This is a genomic window from Streptomyces sp. Rer75 (assembly GCF_013414305.1).
Taxonomy (GTDB): domain Bacteria; phylum Actinomycetota; class Actinomycetes; order Streptomycetales; family Streptomycetaceae; genus Streptomyces; species Streptomyces himastatinicus.
In genome coordinates, this window is the sequence record NZ_CP058693.1 from 10,327,119 (window position 1) to 10,347,996 (window position 20,878).

Annotated in this window: 5 protein-coding genes (1 of these 5 running past the window's edge); 4 read left to right on the top strand and 1 reads right to left on the bottom strand. The window is 73.2% G+C overall.

Going from position 1 to position 20,878, the window contains the following annotated elements; all coding sequences use genetic code 11:
• The 4 genes from HYQ63_RS43450 to HYQ63_RS43465 all read left to right on the top strand — a co-directional run.
• Positions 1 to 13,450: the end of a lonely Cys domain-containing protein gene (locus HYQ63_RS43450; RefSeq protein WP_179939530.1), read on the top strand. The gene continues 36,674 nt to the left of window position 1, outside the view; only the last 13,450 of its 50,124 coding nucleotides appear in the window; the start codon falls outside the window, past its left edge; its stop codon occupies positions 13,448 to 13,450.
• A 499-nt stretch (positions 13,451 to 13,949) separates the two neighbouring features.
• A complete protein-coding gene (locus HYQ63_RS43455) occupies positions 13,950 to 14,750 on the top strand; it encodes a type VII secretion system-associated protein (RefSeq protein ID WP_179939531.1) in 801 nt (266 codons plus the stop codon).
• Between the two features lie 349 nt (positions 14,751 to 15,099).
• The gene (locus tag HYQ63_RS43460; protein WP_179939532.1) at positions 15,100 to 18,606 is read left to right on the top strand and encodes a hypothetical protein; all 3,507 of its coding nucleotides are present in this window, start codon (positions 15,100 to 15,102) and stop codon (positions 18,604 to 18,606) included.
• 27 nt (positions 18,607 to 18,633) lie between these two features.
• On the top strand, positions 18,634 to 19,896 hold the full coding sequence (locus HYQ63_RS43465; protein WP_179939533.1) for an RICIN domain-containing protein: 1,263 nt from the start codon (positions 18,634 to 18,636) through the stop codon (positions 19,894 to 19,896).
• 96 nt (positions 19,897 to 19,992) lie between these two features.
• Here HYQ63_RS43465 and HYQ63_RS43470 read toward each other — a convergent pair whose 3' ends face one another.
• On the bottom strand, positions 19,993 to 20,805 hold the full coding sequence (locus HYQ63_RS43470) for a serine protease (RefSeq protein WP_257232542.1): 813 nt from the start codon (positions 20,803 to 20,805) through the stop codon (positions 19,993 to 19,995).
• Between the last annotated feature and the right edge of the window lie 73 nt (positions 20,806 to 20,878).

Sequence of the window (20,878 nt, forward strand, 5' to 3'; positions counted from 1 at the left end):
GGGGTTCCTGGCACCCTCCACGCCGCAACGCCTGGACTGGCTGCACGACAGCGCGATCCTGATGGCGTGGCTCGCCAACGCCCGCAAGCTCACCATCGCGCGCTCCCAGATCGGTCTGCGCGGGGCGCTCGGCGCGATCATGGACGGTGGCCACCCGCTCTACTTCGACCTGCCCCTGGAACACGGCGTCTGGCGGGTCAGCGCCGACCTGTCCGTGGCGCCGACGACCGGCACGTCCCCCGACCACCGCAAGAACCTGCCGGGCTGGTCGCTGATGAACGCCAACGGCATGGGCGTCGCGGGCAGCGAGTCCAGCAGCTCCAGCCAGTCGCTGTTCGGCAACGTCTCCGCCGAGATCAGCGGCCCGGCCCCGCACCACTGGACGGTGGCGGGCGGCATCCCCTCCAGCGCCTCCGCCACCCGCCAGATCACCGGCGACACCTCCGGGTCCGCCGCCGGGTACAGCCTCGACATGCTCACCTACGCCCAGTCCGGGCTCGGGGTCTTCGACATCCCCGGCACCTTCACCATGAGGGTGTTCTCGGAGAACGGCGATACCCCGCTGGCGACGTTCACCCCGGAGGACGGCATCGTCTCCGTCGCCGTCCCGCTCAGCCGTACCCTCGACGCCCCGGCCGCCCCGCTGGGCCCGGTCACCATCCGCCGGGCGAAGGCCGACGACTTCCGCAAGGCGCGGATGACACCGGGCGCCGACGGCACCCGCCCCCAGGACGTGGTGCTGCTTCCCGGCCAGGCCCATGTCAACCTCGCCATGGGCAGCGGCGCGCTGACCACGGCGTTCCGGCAACTGCTGGGCGGCATCGACCCGGAGGCCGAGGAGCCCGGCGAGCCCGGCGCGCTCGCCCGGATCCTCCAGTGGGCTTCCTCCCACGGCTCCGACCTCATCGGCCAACTGCCCTCGGCCATCACCGCATTCGCCGAACCAGCCCGCTGGCTCATGGACATGACCGTCGGCAAGTCCATGACGGACGCCGAGAGCCCGGTCCAGGAGGCGTTGCGGGCCGCGTCGTCCTCGACCAGCCTGATCTCCCGCTCGCCGCAGATCTTCCGTGGCGGCTACGTCGTCGACGCCGACACCTCGGGCACGCTGGTGGGCACCGAGGTCCAGGGCGAGATCCGCGGCTTCCTGCACAACGCGGTCTACGAGGGAACGGGCCACCCCGGCGACAACCCCGACGCCGCCACCTACGCGGAGAACGACCTCACCAGCACCGACTCCTCCTGGCGCGGCACCACCTCCGGCCGCTCCGAGCAGATCGCCACCAGCCTGACCGGCTCGCACACCGGCGAGCGCCCCGGCAGCGTCTCCGGCAGCGGCGGCCGGAACACCGCGGTGGCGCGGAGCCGGACGGACACCGACGCCGCGTTCACCGACCGGATCACCGCCGAGGCCCACGCCAAGGACCGGTTCCACGGCTTCCGGGTGGACGCCACGTACCTCGTCCTGCTGCGCAAGGGCCACCGCAACGCGGTCGCGAACGCCGTCGGCGTGGGCCCGCACAGCTCGGTGGCGTACGCCGTGACCGTCCCGGGCGGCGTGGTCTTCTGGGTCACCGAAACCCTGGTCCGGCAGGATCCGCAGCTCACGCGGCTGGCCGGTCTCGAACCACTGCACCTGCCCATGGACCGGCTGCTGCCGCGGTACTTCGCCCGTGCCGGAGGCCGCTCCCTGGGCTTCGCCACCGTGCCCGAGGCGCTGCCCACCGGCTCGCTGGACGAGTTCACCGAGGCGATCCGCGACGCCGTCGAGCGCGAGGCGCCCGACTCTCTCACCCCGGGAAGCGGCCGCTTCGTCCGTGGACTCGACGCCCGGATCACGGAGGCCGGAGCCGTGACCGGTATGCGGTCGCTGGCGTCCGCGGGCGCCCGCCACTGGCGGCGCTTCCACTTCCCCTACCGGGGGCGCACCGGCCTGCACCTGGTGGAGGTGTCGCTGAACGCCCGCCCGGCGCCGGGCACCGACCTGGCGGCGCTGAGCGGCGCGCTGCTGGCCTACTCGGGCCTGGAGAACATCAACTCCGCGTCGGCGAGCGCCATCACCTCCACCGCCTCCCGGAGCACCGGGTTCACCCTCACCCTCAGCGGCACGGGCGGCTTCACCCTCACGCCGGGCACGGACCGGACCGGCAGCGCCGCGTCCACGGCCTCCTTCACCTCTGCCGGCACCCGCGGCACCTCCCGCACCATCACCAGGAACCACCAGGAGTGGCCGCGTACCTTCCGGCCCGCCGCGCAGTTCCAGGTGCCGTACGAGTACCGGGTGGAGGTCACCTCGGCCCGGCTGAACGACTCGGCGCTCGGCTTCCTGACCAACCGGGTCGTCTCCATGGGCCAGTTGGTGGAGCGGCTGCTGGACGGCGCCCTGTCGGCGGCCGACACCGCCGGGCTGACCCACTGGATGGACGGGGCCCTCGGCCGCGACACGGCCGTCCGTACGCAGAACACCCCGGCGCCTGCCACCGTGACCCTCCGCTTCCCCGGCAGCGAGGCCCCGCCGCGGCGCGAGGACGGGACACCGGAATTGCCCGCCCCGCCGCCGGTCCTGATCACGCCCCATGTCCACCGGGCCGACCCCCGCCCCGCCGCCACCCCGGCGGGCACTCCGGACCGGGACCCGCTGTCCGGCACCGCGCGCTGGACCCCGAACCAGCCGATCACCGTCTATGACTTCGACGCGACGGACGAACTCGCCGACGCGCTGCGCGAGGTCGACCCGGAGCTGCGCGGCGAGGGCCTGCCGAAGACCTCCACCTCCGCCGAGAACACCATGCGCCGCCTCGGCGACCTCATCCGCCGGGGCAAGATCGAGCTGACACCGGCTCAGGCGTCCCGGTACACCGGCAAGCAGCCCTCCGGCGGCTCCGCGCGGATCGCGCTCGCGCTGTACCGGCCGCAAGTGGAGACCTCCAGCCGGGACGTGCTGTCCCAGGGGCTGCGCACCACCGTGGCCGCCCATGCGACCACCGGCAGCCGGACCATCAGCCCGTCGGTGACCGCACCGGTCAAGGGCGGCCTGACCGACGACAACACCGACACCCTCGCCGGGACCGTCCCGGTGGCGGGGGAGAACACGGCCCTGGGCCAGGCCGCCGGGGGCACCGGTTTCCGCCGCGAAGTCCTCAAGTACGGCACGCCGACCTCGGAGAACACCGAGGGCGAGCCCGACGACAGCGGTGTGCTCGGCTACACCCTCACCGCCCACACCGTCCTGGAGGTCAGCGGCCCGCGGGGCACCCGCTGGGTCACCGGCAACGTGGTGCTGCGCCCCACCCTGGAGGACGTCCTCGGCCTCGGCATCACCCCGGCCCGCCCGTCCCCGGCGGTCTACGACGCCCCGGCCGTCCTCGCCGAGCGGGGCATCGACGACTGGCGGACGCTGCGTCCCGAGGCGTTCGGATTCCAGCTCTCCGAGGGCTTCGACGGCCAGGACGCGCGGCCGCAGGTGTGGCTGGACGCGGGCGAGGTCACGGCCGACGTCCGGCGGACGCTGATCGCCGTGCGCCGTGCGCTGCTGGACGGCACCGCGCCCGACGATGCCCTGGACATCCAGGGCGTCACGCTCCCCGCCGACCTCCGGCTCGCCCTGGAGGGCGCGGCCCGTGCTGCCGACGCCGCACAGCGGCCCGTCGAACTCGTCCTGCGCACGGTCGGCGGCCCGGTCCACCTGCCCTTCACCCCCGGCCCGCTGCACGGCTGGGCCTCCGAGATGCCGGTGCCTTCGATCGGCGTGACCGAGCCGGTGCCGGAGATCGTGGTGACGCCCGCGCGGAACGAGCCCGCGCCGGACCGTACGGCGGCCACCAGGCTGACCACCCCCGTCGTGGCTCGTCCGGTGCTGACCCGCCACCAGCTGGAAGGGGTGACGAACCGTCTGGCGAACATCATTCCGCCCGGGGCGATGTCCGCGCAGCGGTGTCTGCGGCTGGCGGAGGCCCTGCGGGACGCGGTGTTCCCGGGCGGGGTGCGCATCGCGGGCACGGTCGACGACTCGGTGACCCTCGCGGGCCCGGACGCGGCGGCGACGGGCCTGGTGGCCGGGCCGGGCTGGCGTCCGGTGCGATCCTGGCGCGAGGTGGCGCGCGCGGTGGCGGACGCCGGGCCGGGCGCGCTGGCGATCGTGCTGGCGCGGCGCCAGGGCGGCGAGCCGGGGCACGTGTGGGCCGCGTACAACATGGGCGGGCGGAACAACCGTGTGGTGGCGCTGGACCCGTCGGCCCGCGAGGGCCGCCGCGTATCGGCGGCCCCGCCGGACATGGCACCTCTTGAGGCCCAGGCCGTGGTGATCGACCGGGCGGGGCGGGTCCTGGAGAACGCGCTGCCCGGCTTCACGGAGTCGGCCTCCCTGGGCCACGCGCTGGTTGACCGGTCCGTCGAGCGCGAATACGGCGCCCTCGGCCTGGAGGTCGAAGATCGCCACATCCTCGACATCCGGGCCCCGGAAGAGCCCAGGACGCTGGCTGTCGGCCCCGGCGTCCGGTTCGTGACCGAACCCGGTGGGTTCTGGCGCGACCCCGCCACCGGGCAGAGCTATCAGACGAAGCCCGAGGTGGCCCCGGGGGAGTCGGCGCCGGAGTACTGCTTCTTCGGGAGGGTCGTCGCCGACCCGGCGGCCGCTCCCGCCGAGGCGTCGGCGCAGTCCCCGGAGGAGGTGCTGGCGCGGCTCCAGTCGGCCCAGTACAACCAGCTCACCGGTCATCCCGACGGCCTGATACCGCTCATGGACCTCTTGGCGGACTTCGAGGGCTGGGAGGTCACCGATTCCGGCCTGGTGATGAGCGTCACCCCCGGTCTTACGGACCGTGCCCATTCCGGGCGTCTCGTACTCAAGGAGGACGAAGGGGAGAAGCTTCTGGCCAGGGGCCCCGGGATCGACCTCTACACCGACATCGGCGTGTTCTGGCGTGACCCCGCCACCGGGCGTCTCACGGAGTTGGAACCCGAGGTCGCACCGGGGGCACCGCGGCCCGTCCGCGTGCTGCGCTACATCGTCGAGTTCGTCATCGACCCGATGGCCGTGCTCCAGGGAGAGGACAGGCAGCTCCCCGAGAACGCACTGGACCAGCTCGAACTGGCCCGGCGAGCGCTGGACACCACGGACGAGCGCGACGCCGTCATACCGCTCGCGGACCTTCTCGAAGACCTCGAAGGGTGGGAGGTCACCGAAGTCGGCCGGCGGACCCACGTCGCCCCCCACTTGCCGGATCACAACCATCGCGCGTACACCCAGCCCACCCCGGGCATCCCCGCCATCGGTCTCAGGGCGCTCCAGGAGGTCGCCGCGAGGAGGCTGTCGAAGGCGGAATACGGGCGACTGTTCACCGAGGGGAGGGAATTCGGGGCGTTGATCGCCAAGGATTTCCTGCTTGACGTCATGGGCGGCGACCTTCCACCGGACTCCCTCCCGCTCCTTCCGTTCCTCTCGGTCATCCCGGATGTCGACGAGGTCTGGGGATACGAGTGGTTGTCGTTCAACCATGTCGCCGCGACGCCGGTCTCCCTGCTGTTGCCGGGACGGCTGGTCAAGAACCTGCTGCCGGTGGCGGGCCGTCATCCGTTCGACCGCACGCTGCGGGCCCTGCGCCCTCGCACGCGGGAATTCCTCGACGGCCGCTACGACGAGATAGCCCGGGAATTCGCCGAGAGGCTGAGGTCGCTCCTGGAGATCTACCGGAGGGTTTTCGGAGGGGAGATCGCTGCCGGGTTCTTCGACGCCCCGAGCGGTGACGGCCCCGCTCCCCGCGAGCACCTGACCGCCACCTTGACCGGGCGCACGTCCTCCGGGGACACCGTCGGCCAGTACCAGACCATCGGCATGACCGACTACCCCGCGCTGGACACGGACGACGGCCGGCTCGCGGTCGCGCTGCTGCTGAAGGAGCTGCGGCACTTCGGATTCGACGATCGGATGATGACCCGGGAGCAGATACGGCAATCCGTCGCCGAACTGTCGGTGCTGAGCCGGAGGGCCTATGAGCGCGCGCTGAGGCACAGGGCTCCGCTGCCCCTCGACGTGCTGCGCCTTGCCATCACGCGCATCCGGAACAATCCGGTGGTGAGGGCCTTCAGCCCCTTCCTGGGGCTGGCCCAGCTAGGGGTGCCGCAGGCCAATGGCCCGGCCCGGAAGCTGTTGACCTGGTTCGAGTTCCAGACCATCGCGGAGGATCTCGGCTCCTACGCCCTGGGAAGCCCACTGCCGACCGACGCACAGCGCCGGCTGCGGGAGGCGGTCCGCACGGCGGCCGACCTCCTCGCCCAGGTGCCTCCGGGGCAGCAGGCGCGGATCCGGCAAGCCATTGAGGGCGCATGGCGGGCGCTGGGTGTCCTCGCCGATCCGTCCCAGTTGCCCCCGGTGGTGTCCATGGCCCCGGAGGTCGTCGCGGTGGACGGGACCCGGGTGCCGGTGGAGCGGTTGTCGGCGGTGAAGTACCAGGATCCGCAGGGGAAGCCGGTGGCCTTCTCTTCGCGTCCGGCCCGCGACCGGGACGGCCGGGAGAGCTCCTACGGCCTGCTGCCCCAGGTGCGTCAGTTCACGTTCCTGCTCGCGTCCCAGGCGTATCAGGGACCGAGCGGGGTGGTGGTTCCGGAGAGCGACCCGATGGAGCTGCCGTTCGGCAAGGCGTATCTCGTGGACATCGGCGGTGACGGTGCGCTGGCCGAACTCGGGATGCGGGACGGTTCCGGGAAGGTGTTCGACTATGGCCGGGTCGTGGACTTCCTCTATGCCGCCGACCCCGATCTGATCGCCCTGGACGCGGAGACGGCGGTTCTCGTGACGGGTGCGGACGTGGCGGGGCCGCCGCCGTACGATCCGCTGGAGCGGCCGATCGCGGCCGAGGTGCTGGCCAACTGGGCGGGCGAGCTGTGGACCACGGGCAGTGGGCGCCGCCCGGGCATCGTTCCCGGTGACGGGCGTTCCGGACCGCGGTTCCAGCTGGCCGAGGGCGATTGGTGGGTGGGGTTCCGTCCCAAGCCGTCGTCCGCGGAGCTCGCCCGGCTCGCCGAGCGGGTGACGGGCGACCGGAAGCGCGCCGGGGACGTGCTGCGCTGGGTGCGGGCGATCCGCCTGGTCTACGGGCCGATGCTGGAGGACGACACCGCGGCGTTCGAGGCGTTGCTGCACGGATTCCGGGCGCTGGACGAGGCGCGGGCGGTGCGCGGCGACCGGTCCCCGCTGACGTGGCGGGGGCTGCGGCACGAGGTCGGGGCGTACGTCGACGCGACCGGGGCGGAGCCGCTGCCGCTCAATCTTGCGCTGCCGCTCGTCCTGCTCTCGGCAGCCGGTTCGCTCGGGAGGGAGCTGAAGCTGTCCGGGCTCGACCTGAGCCAGCGCTGCGCCCCCGTGCGGGCCTGGGAGCAGGCCACCGCCCCGTACGGTGCGCAGGTGTCCGCCCAGGGCTTCGCGGTGTCCGCCCAGGGCCCCGGCGGCTCGACGGCGCGGGGATTTGTGAGCCCCGGACCCGCCTCCTTCGCCCCCACCGCCTCCACCACCCCGGCACCGCAGAGCGGCGCGGCCGCCGCGCCCACCACCCCGTACGACGCGGAGGCGCACGTCGACCAGATCCTGCGGGGTCTCGTCGGGCAGCAGCCGGCGCCGACGGCCGCGCGGGAGGCGTTGCGGCGGCTGAACGTGCTGCGGGCGGGCGTTCCCACGCTGCGCGGCGGGCCGCTGGACTTTGACGCGCTCGTCCGGCACGTGCTCATGCTGGACCCGGGCACGGCCGTGACCCGGGTGAACCGTGCCGAGCTGATGCGGGTCGCGATGGACCCGACCACGGGGAACGTCCGCAGCCTGGCACAGCTCTCCGCCCACTACCTGAAGCTGAACGGCGCTCTCGCCGCCGAGTTCCGCTGGAGGTCGTCCGACGGCCGCGCCCGGGGCATCGACTGGACCGGCGGACCCCGGCGGGACATCGACGTGGACCACATCTGGGACTACACGACGCAGCCCGACGGCACCGGCACCGGCACCGCCGGCAACAAGCGCACCGCCCCATGGCACCGGGTGGGCGCCCCGGCGCCGTACCTGCTGATGGGCTCCGAATCCGGCGACGGGCGGCAGGTCCGGGTGCGGGGCCGGCAGGGCTTCTCCCGGATGGCGCCGTACGAGGTCGTCATGGAGCTGATGGCCCTCGACGACGAACTGTCCGCACTGCCCTCCGACGTCCCCCTGCTGTCGCTGACCTCCTGGTCGGTCACGTACGGGCTCAAGACGGTGCGCGACGGCTCCGCGCTGCTCGGCCGCGACCTGTGGAACGGCAGCGGGTTCGTGGCCATCGTGCCGCTGCCGAACCAGCCCGGCCTGCACGGCATCGGCCTCGTGGAATCCCCGGGAGCGATGCCCGTGGGCGGCTGGCTGCTCACGGAGCACGGCATGCCGCGCTCCCACGACGACGGGGCCGAGGAATGGGAGCAGAACATCATCACCTTCCCCGTCATCGGCCGCGACCACCGGTCGACGGGGCACCTGTCCGTCAACCTCGCCGACAGGTCCGACGGCAGCTGGGGCAAGACCCGGCTGATGGCCGACCTGCCGACGATGACCCACTACGTCCACTACGACGCGGCGACCGACACCATCAGCGAGCCGATGCCAGTGCCGTGGCTGGAGGACGACCCCGACGCCGACCCGTACTTCGAGGCCAAACACGGCCTCCCCGGCCAGACCCAGTGGGCCGTGACGGGCGGCACGGAGAACACCAGCGGTCCGCGGTCGACCGCACCGCTGAAGCGGCGGCCGAGCCTGCGGATGAAGCCGCCGGGGGAGCCCATTGTGAAGATCGTCTGCCACAACGCGCTGCCCCCGGGCATCGGATACGTCGGCCCCAACGGTCCGCATCCGTTCGTCCCCGACCCGCTGGCCGTCATCTCCGAGGCCCAGCAGACGGCCAACGACGAGCGCCGCTCGGTGTACGGGACCCGGCATATGGTCACCGAACCCCTCCGGACCAGTAAGGGGCTCGTGGTCGGAACGGACACCGATGTCCGGGGCAGGAAGTACGGCCTGGAGCGGGTGCCGCCCGAGCCGACGGAGTCCGAGCTGGACGACCTCGCCCGTCAAGTCGAGCTGCACAAGGGGCCGGGGCCCGCGACGGACGCCGTCCGGGAGCGGATGCGGCGTCTGGTCCGGCTGCTCCGCCGGCAGTTCGGGCCCCGGGTGGAGAAGGCTGCCTCGTACCCCGTCCTGCTGGCGGGCGCCGCCGCGCTGGATGTGATGCTGCGCAACGACCCCGAGCTGACCCGCGTCCCGCTGTTCACCATCGAGCTGCTCCAGCGTGTGGCGCTGGCGGACCACAGGCGGCAGCCAGGCGGCGCCCAGCAGCCGTTCGGCCCGAAGTCCCTGGCGGACGTGCTGCGGCGGGCCGCCGAACGGCGTGCCCAGGACCCGGACATCGCCCTCACCACGTATGTCGGCCTGCCGATGCTCGTCCAGGTCGTGCGGGCCATGCTGCCCCCCGCGCAGTTCGACGCCTTCGCCGCGCAGATCCTGACCCTGCCGGGCCCCGGCCACGTGGGCGACGCGGAGCGGTCGCAGGCCCTGTGGACCGAGGTCAGGGCCCGGGAGCTGCTGGCCACCCTCCGGCGGGCCGGCGGCGAGCAGGCGGTGGACGCGTACGCCGCGAGGGTCCTGCACCTGGATGCCCCCGACCCGGGGAAGCGCCCGAATCTGGACCATCTGCTGCGGGTCGCCCTTGCCGCCGGCCGCGACGCCAACGTGACCAGGGAAGTGGCCACGACCCACCTGGAGTTCCTCGGCGCGTACTCCGACGACACCCTGATCCGGCACACGGACGGCTCGACGCTCGGCCGCGACGTCAGCGGAAGCAAGACCGGCACCGTCGACTTCGACCCGACCACGCTCACCCTGCTCCGGCGCGGGCCCGACGGGAAGCTCGTGGCCGACTCCACGGTCCAGGCACCCTGGTACGACCCGAAGAAGCCGAACGCCCCCCGGCCCATGCTGTACCGGGCGGGCCGCAAGGGCGACCGGGCCGAGGTGGCCGGTGCGGCGGTGCCCGACGAGGACGTCGGCGAGCTGATCTACCGCGATTACACCGCGGGCATCCGGCCCCTGGAGGCCCCCTGCGTCATGCTCATCCCGGGGGCCCGGCCGCGCTCCGGCGAGCCGGTCGAGGCGAGCCTGCCGGGCCAGGGCGCCCTGCTGGCGGGCCGGTCCATGTGGGCCGCGTACGGCACCCCGACGCTCCACACCGACCCGGTGACGGGAAAGACCACGGTCGCCCTGGAGCCGGATGCCTCGGGACGGCCGCTCACCGCGGCCGACTTCGAGGTCGTGCGCACGATCGACGTACGGAAGCCGGGCCAGGGCTTCACACCCGCCTCGTCCGTCACCACCGCGACCGGCACGTTCGTGCCGACGGCGCCGGTGCAGGCCCCGGCCACGCCGGACCCCGCCCCGGCCGGGCCGGCTCCCGCCCTCGGCCCCGTCGCCCCCGTCGTCCTGGCGCCGCAGGACGACACGACGGCCCCGCCTGCGGCTCCGTCCACCACCCCGTACGACGCCGAGGCGCACTTCGGCCAGATCCTGCGGGGTCTCTTCGGGCAGCAGCCGGCGCCGACGGGGGCGCGGGAGGCGTTGCGGCGGCTGAACGCGCTGCGGGCGGGAGTCCCCGCGCTGCGCGGTGGGCCGATGGACCTGGACGCGGTCGCGCGGCATGTGCTCATGCTGGCCGAGAACGCGCCGGTGACCTGGGACGACCGTGGTGATCTGTTGCGGGTGGCGATGGACCCGGCCATGGAGAACGCCCCGAGCCTGAGGCGGCTTTCCGCCTTCTACCTGAAGCTCAAGGGTTCGCTGTCCAACGAGTTCCGCTTCACCTCGGCGAATGGTGTGCGGGGTCTCAACTGGACGGACCTGGACGCGAAGACGCGCAACGTCGACATCGATAGCGCCTATCGGTTCGTCCAACGGCCCGACGGCGCTTTCGCCGTCGTGGGGACGCCGGAGCCCGCCGGGTGGCGATCCGGGCCCCATTCCCCGGCACCGTACCTGGTGATCACCGACGCGAAAATGAGCGTGGTCAAGGTGCTGGGCCGGAACGGTTTCCAGCGCGCGGCGCCGAAGGAGGTCGTGTTCGAGCTGCTGGCCCTCGACGAGGTGCTGAGTGGTCTGCCGGGCGACGTTCACGTGCTGATGGTGATTTCCCACCTGAACGCCCTGAGCCCCGAGCCGGTGCGCATCGGTGCCGAACTGCTCGGCCGGCCGGTGTGGTCCTCGAGCGGGCGGACACTTCTCCTGCCCCTGAGCGTGTTCCCCTGGATGGGGATCGGCCTCGACATGTCCGAGGACCAGGCGTTCCTGGCGGACTGGCTGCTCACCGATCCGGGCATGGCGCGCCGGGACGACGACGGAAGCGAGGAGTGGGAGCAGCGGGTTCTCTCCTTCCCGGTCGTCGGCCCGGACCACCGGTCGATCGGGCACCTGTCCCTCGCCCTCTCCGAGCCGTCCGCATTCTGGCGGAAGAACACACTGATGGCGCTGGACCTGCCGGCGATGACGCACTTCGTCCATCTGGACCCGGCGACCGGTGAGGTCAGTCCGCCGCAGCCGCTGCCGTGGGTGGAGGCGGGGGAGCCCATGCCGTATTTCGAGGTCAAGCACGGAGACCCCGGCGTGACCTATTGGGCTCTGCATGATGGTGAGCGGCTGACCACCAGCGGGTCGCGGACGTCCGGTGCCCTGAAGCGGCGGCGGAGCCTGGACCGGCTGCCCAAGGAACACCCCGTCGCGCGGATCGCGTGCCACAGCGCGGCACTCCCGGGTATCCGGACCACGGGGGTTTACGGCCCACCACCGTTCGTCCCTGATCCGCTGGCGGTTGTTTCCGAAGCCCAGCAACAGGCCAACGACGAGCGCCGTGTGCGGTACGGCTTCCTGAGCTCGACGAGTCCGCGTATCTCACGGCAGAACGGCGACTTCATCGGTGCGTTCACCGATCCCCGGGGCCGTGTCTACCGCCCGGTGGCGGCGGTGCCGGAGCCGGGGCCGGCCGAACTGGACGATCTGGCCCGTGATGCCGGGATGTACACCGGGCCGGGTCCGGTGCCGGAGGAGGTCCGGGACCGGGCGCGACGCCTGGTGCGGCTGCTGCGCCGGGCGACCAACCCCCGGATCGGGACGTCGGCGGAGTTCCCGGAGCTGTGGCGGGGGATCGGCGCGCTGGATGTGATGCTGCGCAACGATCCCGAGCTGGCCGGTGTCCCCCTGTTCACCGTGGACCTGTTCGTGCGCGTGGTGTTGGCCTATCAGGCGCAGCAGCCTGCCGGTTCGCAGCTCACCGGACCGGACGCCGCGACGGCCGTGCTGAAGCGCGCGGGGGAGCGGCGGGCCCAGGAACCGCGGCTGGCACTCACCGACTTCGTCCGGCTGCCGGTCGTCGCGGAGGTGGCGGCCATGGTGGCGCGGCCCGACTTCGACAACCTCACCGTCAGCGCCCTTCAGCTGTCGGGTACGGATCAGGTGGGCGACGCGGAGCGGTCGCGGATGCTGTGGGCCGAGGTCGCGGTCCGGGAACTGCTGTACGGGATCAGGCAGGAGGACCCGCAGAACGCCCAACAGCGAATCGACTCGGCCGGAGCCAGGATGCTCCACCTGAGTGCCCCCGATCCGGCGCGGCGCACGGAAATGTTCCAGCTGCTGCGGCGGGCGGCGGCTTTCGGCCGTGACCTCGGCAATCCGGCGGAAGTGGGCGCCCTCCACCTCCAGACTCGCGGCGCGTTGAAGAACGCCACGCTCATGGCCACCACGGGCGGCGCGGGGATCGGCCGTGACTACGGCGCCCACCGGACCGGGCCCATCGACTTCGACGGCACCAAGGTGACCTTGCTGCGCCGTGCGGCCGACGGGTCGCTCGTGCCCGATTCCACGGTCCAGGCACCCTGGTACTCCCCGAACAAGCCGCACGCCCCGGTGCCCTGGCTGTTCCGGGCCGACCAGCAGGGTGGCCTGGCCGTCATCGATGGCCCGGTGCCGCATGCCGAGGTCGGCGAGCTGTTCTACCGCGACCCGGTGCTGACCCATCACCGCGAGAACGTCCACGTCATCCTGCTCGTGGAGGGGGCCCGGCCCCGTCCCGGTGAGTCCATCGTGGACAGCATGCCGGGCCAGGGAGCCCTGCTGTCGGGCCGGTACACCTGGTCCGCGTTCGGCAAGCCGACGCTCTACACCGATCCGCAGACGGGGAAGACCACGGTCGCCCTGGAGCCGGACGCCTCCGGCCGGCCGCGCCCCATCACCGACCTCGGGCTGGTGCGCCCACGTGACATCCGCGGGAGTTTCGGTGCCCCCGCGCCCGCGCCCAAGGTGCTCACCGTTGCGACGGCCCAGGCTCCCGCGCCCACCGCGCCCCTGGCTCTCGCCGACCGGGCCCGTGCCCGCGGTGCGGACGGGCGGATGACGCATGGCTGGTGAGCTCCGACCCGGCACCCCACGCCGACGCCGCCCACATCACCCCACGGCCGCGGCCACTTCGGCCGCCCCGCACGCACCGGTCCCTGAAGAGAACGGACTGGGGCTCCCCGACGCGCCCTCCGACGACACTCCATCGGCCGAGGCGCACCGTGACGCGCGAGCCGATGCGTGCGGCCCCCGACAGCGATCCGGCGGTGGCCGTAACCTCAAGAACCCCTCAGTTGGTGGACGAGCGGCTGCCCGCGCATGTGATGATGCGGACACCCGATCTTCTCGATCACTTGCCCGGGGACGGGGAACTGGCGTTCCTCAACTCCTCCGCCCCGGTGGCCCAGCTCGTACCGGTGAGCGAGTCGCGGGTGAGCCGCGCGGGATGCGCACGACGCGCCCCGGGAAACGAAGCGGGCACACCGGGCAACCCCGCAGGGGTGTGCCCACATCATCGACTATGCCGAGCAATTCCAGCAGTGAGCCAGCCGGCCCAGTAAGCGAGGACAGCATGAGCGACAACGGCGCTTCCGCCGCGGTCACCCCATCCGAATCGGCCGAGCCGTCGACCGGCTTCGCGGAGTTCGAGCCGGCCGCCGGATCCCCGGAACCCGGGACGTCCGACGACACCGAAGTGCCGGAGCCACCAGAGGAGTTCGTCAAGGCCGCCAAGCTGGCGCCGAACCACTGGCTCTACCTGACCGACCCCGCGTGGCGGGGCGAGGGCCCGCCGCCGGACTGGGCCGTGGTGGGACAGTGGCGCTCCGACGACGACGGCGAGATCGTGGAGTGGCAGGACAACGAGAACTACCAGCCCTCCCCGGAAGCGCTCGGCTGGCCCGAGCCCGAGGACGACGTGGACGCCGCCATCCAGCTCGCCACCACCGGCTACGGCCCGGCCGAGGACGTCACCGCCGCCCTCGCCAAGGCCGAGGTCGCGGTGCTCGTCACGGCCGACGGCGAACCGGTGAGCGCGTCGGCGCCGGACGGCACGGCGGTGGTCCCCATCTACACCTCGCCCCGCTATCTGCACGCGGCCGGACGCCTGGGGTTCGAGCGGGTGCGGGTGCCCGCGTTCCTGGAGCGGCTTCCGGAGGGCCACAGCCTCTGCATCAACAGCTCCGCCCCCGTCAGCATGGTGATGACCACGGACGGCCTGGCGGACATCATGGCCGCCGCGGCCGAGGCCCCCGCGGAGGAGGCCGGGGCGGAGGAGCCCGAGGTCGAGTGGCCGACGACGGTGACCCGCGAGGGCACCGCACAGGGAGCCGATGAACCGGCCCAAGGGCGACAGCCGTTGACCGAGGCGTAAGTGGCCGCCGACCGGACGGCTGCCGGTGGCGACCACGAGGGGAATTGCTAGTTCTGCGGCCCGTGGCTGGACAGGGGCACCTGCTCGCCATATTCACTGCGTACAGTCCAATTCCCTTGGCATCACAGGGCACTTCAACCCCATGGACGACGACCAGGTGACAACGGCATGAGCGAGATCCCCCGCCGGTGCGCTGCTCCGGCCGAGCCGGAGCACGAAGGAGAGACGACGTGACCCGTTCCGGCGGTGGCCGGCCGCGCTGGTTCGGCGGTCGTGGCAAGGCGGGACGCGGTGACCGGCGGTCCACCGCGCCCGCCGCCGCGCCCTCGGGGCGGAGCCGGACGAGGCGATGCTCGCCGAGGAGTACGGCGCGCTGATCCTCCTCCGCTCCGCCCTGGACACCACGATCAGCCAGACGCATGTCGACGAACTGGTCGATCTGCTGGGCTCCGAGGCGGGCATCGCCACCGTCGTGACCGGCGTCGCGCCCGCCTCCGGCGCCCCGGTGGAGGAGTTCTGGCAGCGCCTGGGGGAGGTGTTCGACTCGCTGCGCGAGGCGGGCACCGGCACCGTACGGCTCGTCATGTCCGGCGCGGGGGAGGAGCGGCCGGACCGCCCGTCCGTGGCCCGGCGGGTAGCCGACGCGTGGGAGCTGGAGGTGATCGCCCCGGACGGCGACGTCCAGATGGTCCCCGGCGGATCGCTTTTCGTACAGCCCGATCCGCCGCGCCGCCGGGGCTGGTGGAGTTTCTCCCCGGGCGTGCAGCCGGTCGCTCTCGGCGCCCGTCAGCCCGCCCCCGCCTGGCAGTCCGGGGTCGAGCAGGTGCCGGCGCGCACCGACAGTGGCTGTGTCATCGAACAGATCCCGGCGGGGCTGCTGGCCCGCTCCCCGCACGCGACCGCCCCTCAGCGCGGCGACCTGTGCTACTCGGTGCCCGTGGACCCCCGAGGGCCCACTGTGCTGGTCGGTGTCCCCGAGGGCGGGGACGTCTCGGCCTCCGACGTCGGTGAGGTGTTGTCGGCCCTGCCGCAGGCGCTGTGGTCCAGGATCCGGCTCGCCCCCGGCAGCCCCCGCGACATCCTGCGCACGGGGCAGTTGGCCGCCGAAATGCTCGACACCGAGATCGTGGTCTATACGGGTCTGCCGCTGCTCGCCCCCAGCGCCCCCACGGAGCGCGGTGTGGCCCGAGCCGTACTCGTCGGCGCCGACGGCAACCCGCGGTGGCGGCCCTTCGTGGACGCCGTGGTGTGCGCCCCCGCGACGGAGGACGAACCCGCCCCGAGCCCGCGCCTGCTGCGCTGGAGCCCGCCGTTGCCGGGCCCCGGCAACCTCGAGCATGGCATCGTCCGGCTCTCCGACCGCTGGCAGGCCACGGTGACCCGGGCGGGCCTGTGGATCACCGAACGCGACGGCCAGGCGCCCTCCGCCTCGACCCGTGCGGTGGACGCCGAGGGCCCCGCAATCGAGGTCGGCCGCCCCGGTGAAGAGCTGGACCCGTCGCTCTGGCCCGAACTCACCCGGCTCTTCGAGAGGCTGGGGGCCGATGTGCGCAACCGGGCGCGGCTGTACGTACACGGCACGGCCACGGACGGCGGCCGCGCACTGCGCGCGATCGCGGCGCGGCACGGCGTCCGAACCCTCCGCTTCACCCCCCGCCCGGCCCCGGCCCTCGCCACCCGCCCGACATCGCGCACCGCCCCACCCCCGGTCGCCCACCCCACAACAGGCGCCCGCCCAACCCCTGCCGCCCGTCCGGCCGCCGACGTGCCCTCGCTCCCCGGCTCCCGCCCGGCCGCCGCGCCCGGCTCGACCACCGCGGCCTCCGCAACCGGTCCGACCGCCAAGGCCGCGGCAACGGGCTCGGCCGCCGCCGCAGGCTCAGCGCCCGGCCCTCGCCCGAGCCGCAGCACACCCCCACAGCCCGGCAGGGGCCCAGCCCCGACTCCGGGCTACGGCCCCGCCCGACGCCCCACATCAGGAACCCCATCGGCCCCCGGCACCGGCCCGCAACCCAGTGCACGCCGACCCCCCGCCCCGCACCCGGCAGGCGGTACGCCTCCCCCTTCCGGCCCCGTCCCGTCCGGACACTTACACCCGACCCCCGGCGACCGCCCGGCGCCGGGCAAGCCGTTGCCGCCGCGTGCGGACCTGAGCCCGGGCCCGCGGTTGGGGGCAGGGCCGTGGTCAGCAGGTGGTCCGTCTCCGGTGTCCGGTCGCTCATTTCCGTCGGCTGACGGGTCCTCGGAGCCGGGCCCGCCCCGGCCACCGCGCCCCGGTCCGGAGGGGGCCGCTCCGGCCCCCGAGCCCGGCACGACTCCGTCGCATGGCGACGTACCGTCGGCCCCCGGCGTGTCCCCGGCATCCGGGACGCGCCCGACGGATGGCGAGCGGTCCACAACCGATCCGGTTCCGGCACCCGGCACGTCCGCGGCGCCCCGTACGCGACCGGAATCCGCCCCCTCCGTGACCGGTGGAGGGAAGCCCGCGCCCGGGCGGCCTCCGTCCACCGGTGCGACCCCGGGACCGGGCCCACGGTTCGGGCGCGACTACTGGGCCGCAGCCGGTCCGTTCCCGGTGCCTGACACGTCGTCGGCGTCCGACGCCGCCCCGTCGCCTGACGGGGACGCGGGGTCCGGTGCGGACACCGAGGCCCCTACGTCCCCGGCCGCCGGGGAACGGCACGTGACGCCCGGTCCGCCGCCCGGCGGTGAACCACTGCGGTCCGCCGCGCCCACGCCGACCCCCACGCAGCCGGCACCCGCCGAGAGGGCCGGGGCGGAGGAGGCCGTGTACGTGCCGCCGCCCCCTCCGGCGCGGCCGCCGATGATGAGCGTGTCCTCGGGCTCGGGGGATCCGGACGAGAAGCGGCCCGAGCCCGCGGAGACGGAGCCCGCCACCGCCCCAGAGGAGACCGTCGAACCGGCCGAACCCCAACAGCCCGCCGAGCCCGAGCTCGCCGAGTCCAACCCGGGCCCGGACCCGGAGCCGGACCTGGACTCGGAGCCGGAGCCGGAGCCGGTACTGGTCCCGACGCCACCGGTGCGGCGGGTGGCGGCTCCGTTGCCGCCGGTGCCGTTTCAGCCCGGACACGTCAGCACCGAGGCCGAACGCACCGCGTTCCGGGCGCTCGCGGAGAGGGTGTGGGACCGGCACGGGACCGCCGTGGGCCGTATGCTCACCCGGTTGCCCGCACTGCGCGGGCAAGAGCAGGATGCGGCGCGCGCCGATCTGATCGCGCTGCATCTGTATCTGCACACCTCCGAAGGCGCGTTGAGCCACGACGAGTTGGCCCGTGCGCTCCGCCACGGCGACAAGCCGCTGCTGCCGTACGCCGCCTGCCTCGCCTCGGGGCTGCGTCGGCTGCCGTCGTACCGCGGTGTGGCGTTCCGCGGCGCCGGGGCGGAGGACATCGACGACGGGTTGGCACCCGGGGACCTGCTGCGGGATCCGGCGCCGGTGTGCGCGCTGCCGCTCGCGGCCGGCGCGCCGCGACCGCGCGGTGCGCAGTACGCCATCTCCTCGGTCACCGGGCGCCGGGTGCGCCAGCTGACCGACCGGCCCGGGGCGGGTGCCGCCCGGGACGAGGTGGTGTTCCCGCCGGGCACCCTGATGCGGGTGCTCGATGTACGTGAGGAGGGCGACGCGCCGCTGATCCTGCTGCGCGAGGTCCCTCTCACCACGCCGAACGCACAGCCCGAGCCCGGCGCCGCGGAGCTTGATGCCGCGGACCGCGCGGCGCTCGACCGGATGGACGAGGTGCTGCGCGGCCACGCGGTGGCGCCGGGCCCGTTCAGCTGGCCCGAGTTGTGCGACGGCCCGCTCGGACAGACCGCGAACCGGCCGGTGTCCGACTGAACCAGGCACTACCGAAACGGAGACTTGATGCCACAAAAGGACAACGAGGGCCACTCCGGCCCCACGGTGCGGCGTACCGTCACCATGCGTGGAACGATCGCCGAACCGGATTCCGGGCTGCGTCCCCGGGCGGGTCGCAAGGAGGCGAAGGAATCCGGGGCGAAGGAGCCGGAGGCGACGCCCGAGCCCGTCCACGGGCCGACGGTGGAGACGCCGCCGAGCACCGCCGCCACGTCGGAGGGGTCCTCGACCCCGTCCACCGACAACGCGTCCACCGACAACGCGTCCACCGACACGTCGTCCGCCGACCAGACCACGGACGAGGCGACCTCGGCTCGCAAGAGCGACGACCAGCACGACGCCGGCGTCGGCTCCCTGGTCGCCACCGAGGGTGGAAGCCCCCCGAGCGCGTCCAAGGGAGACGGTGCGTCGGACGACGGGGACGAGCCGCCGTCCGGCCGCCCGACCAAGGCCCTGCTGGCCGCGGCGGGCATCGGTGGCGCGCTGCTGATCGCCATACCGTTCCTGGTCGCCGGTACCAACAACGAGGACGACAGCGAACCGGCGGCGCAGGCCCGCCAGACGTCGGCCCACACCATGCCGACGAACGACGAGGACGACGCCCCTGGCGTCTACGCCCCGAAGTCGCCGTCGGCCGACAAGCCGAGTTCGAAGGCCAAGGCCAAGGTGAAGTCCAAGGCCCCCGAGAGCCCGGCCAGGCCGAGCCAGAGCCCCACGAAGGAGGTGCAGGAGGCGTCCCGCACCGTCCCCAAGGAGGGCATAAAGGCGTCGCCGAAGCGGGCCGTGGCCCCGGTCGACTACTCCAACAAGAAGAACGTCCTGCTCAAGAACGTGCCCACCGGCAAGTGCGCCGACATCCCTTACTACGGCAAGGGAAAGGTGGACGGTCCGGTCCGGCAGTACGACTGCGACGGCACGGACGCCGACAACCAGATCTGGAACTTCGAGGTGCGGTACAAGGGCAAGGGGCCCGGCTCCGCCAACCTCTTCCAGATCCGTAACGGCAAGGACGGCCTGTGCATGGACCTGCCGTATTACGGCGGTGCCGACCACGGCCAGGAGGTCACGGAGTTCCACTGCGACGGCACCACCAAGGACAACCAGTTGTGGTGGCTGGAGAAGCGGGGCGACAAGAAGTTCTGGATCCACAACTACGCCAGCAATCAGCAGTGCCTGGCGGTGAAGGGCGCCCGGGGCACGGGTGACCCTCGCGCCTCGCTGGCCATCGGGCCGTGCAGGTCGAACGCCAACCACGAGTGGACGTTCTGAGAAACGGCCACCCGCGGGCACCAGCGGGCCCCTTCCGCCCCACGGCGGAGGGGCCCGCGTCCCGGCCCGTCGCTCGGCCCGGCCGGAGTCCGGCGCTCAGCCGCGTTGGGCGGCGTCGTAGGCGGCTCGCGCGGTCTTGTCGAGCGTCGGGCCGTACATCGGGGTGCCGCCGTCGCCCTCGCCGTGGCTGTTGACCGAGACCACGGTGCCCTTGCCGGTGGCGGAGTCGAAACCGGCGAGCCAGGGGCCGCCGCTCGCGCCGCCGCCGAGGTCGCAGGGGACGCGTTGCTCGTTCTCGGGAGCGCGCTGAGAGGTACCGGCGCAGTACAGCAGTTCCTCGCCGCGCTGGGGAGTGGTCCCCGGATAGCCGAAGGTGGTGATCCGCTCACCGGCCGGGCGGCCGAAGGCGATGTTCTGTGCCCCTACCGCGTCGGTGAGCCGCTTCCCATTGGCCGGGGTGGCGACGACCATCGCGGCTACGTCGTTGACGGTGTCCTCGGCCCAGGAGCGCGGTGTCATGGTCGCCTTGACGGCATAGCGGCCGTACGGCGCCTTGCCCTTGGCGTAGCCGGGGGCGAAGACGATGTCGCTGTAGGTGTTGGCGGGCGAGGAGCCGAGGCGTGCGCAGTGGGCGGCGGTCATGATCACTGAGCGGTTGCCGCTGGTGACGGCGCTGGCCGTGCACCAGGTGTCCTTGCCCCGTGAGTCGGAGAAGAAGAGTCGGCCGATGCTGGGGATGCCCTTGCCGGTCCAGGGCTTGCTGAGCGGTCCGGTCGGCCCCAGGTCGATGTCGCGGCCGACCTGCTTCATGCGCGCGGGCGTCCAGTACGAGAGGGCGGCAGCCTGCTCCGCCGCCGTGTAGGTGACCGTGCTGACCTGCCCCGTTCCAGCGGCGGCGGCCGGGGCCACCAGGGGCCGGACAGGGCCAGCAGGGCGGTGGCGAGACCGGAGACGGCGCGGCGCGCGCCTCGGGACGGGCTGG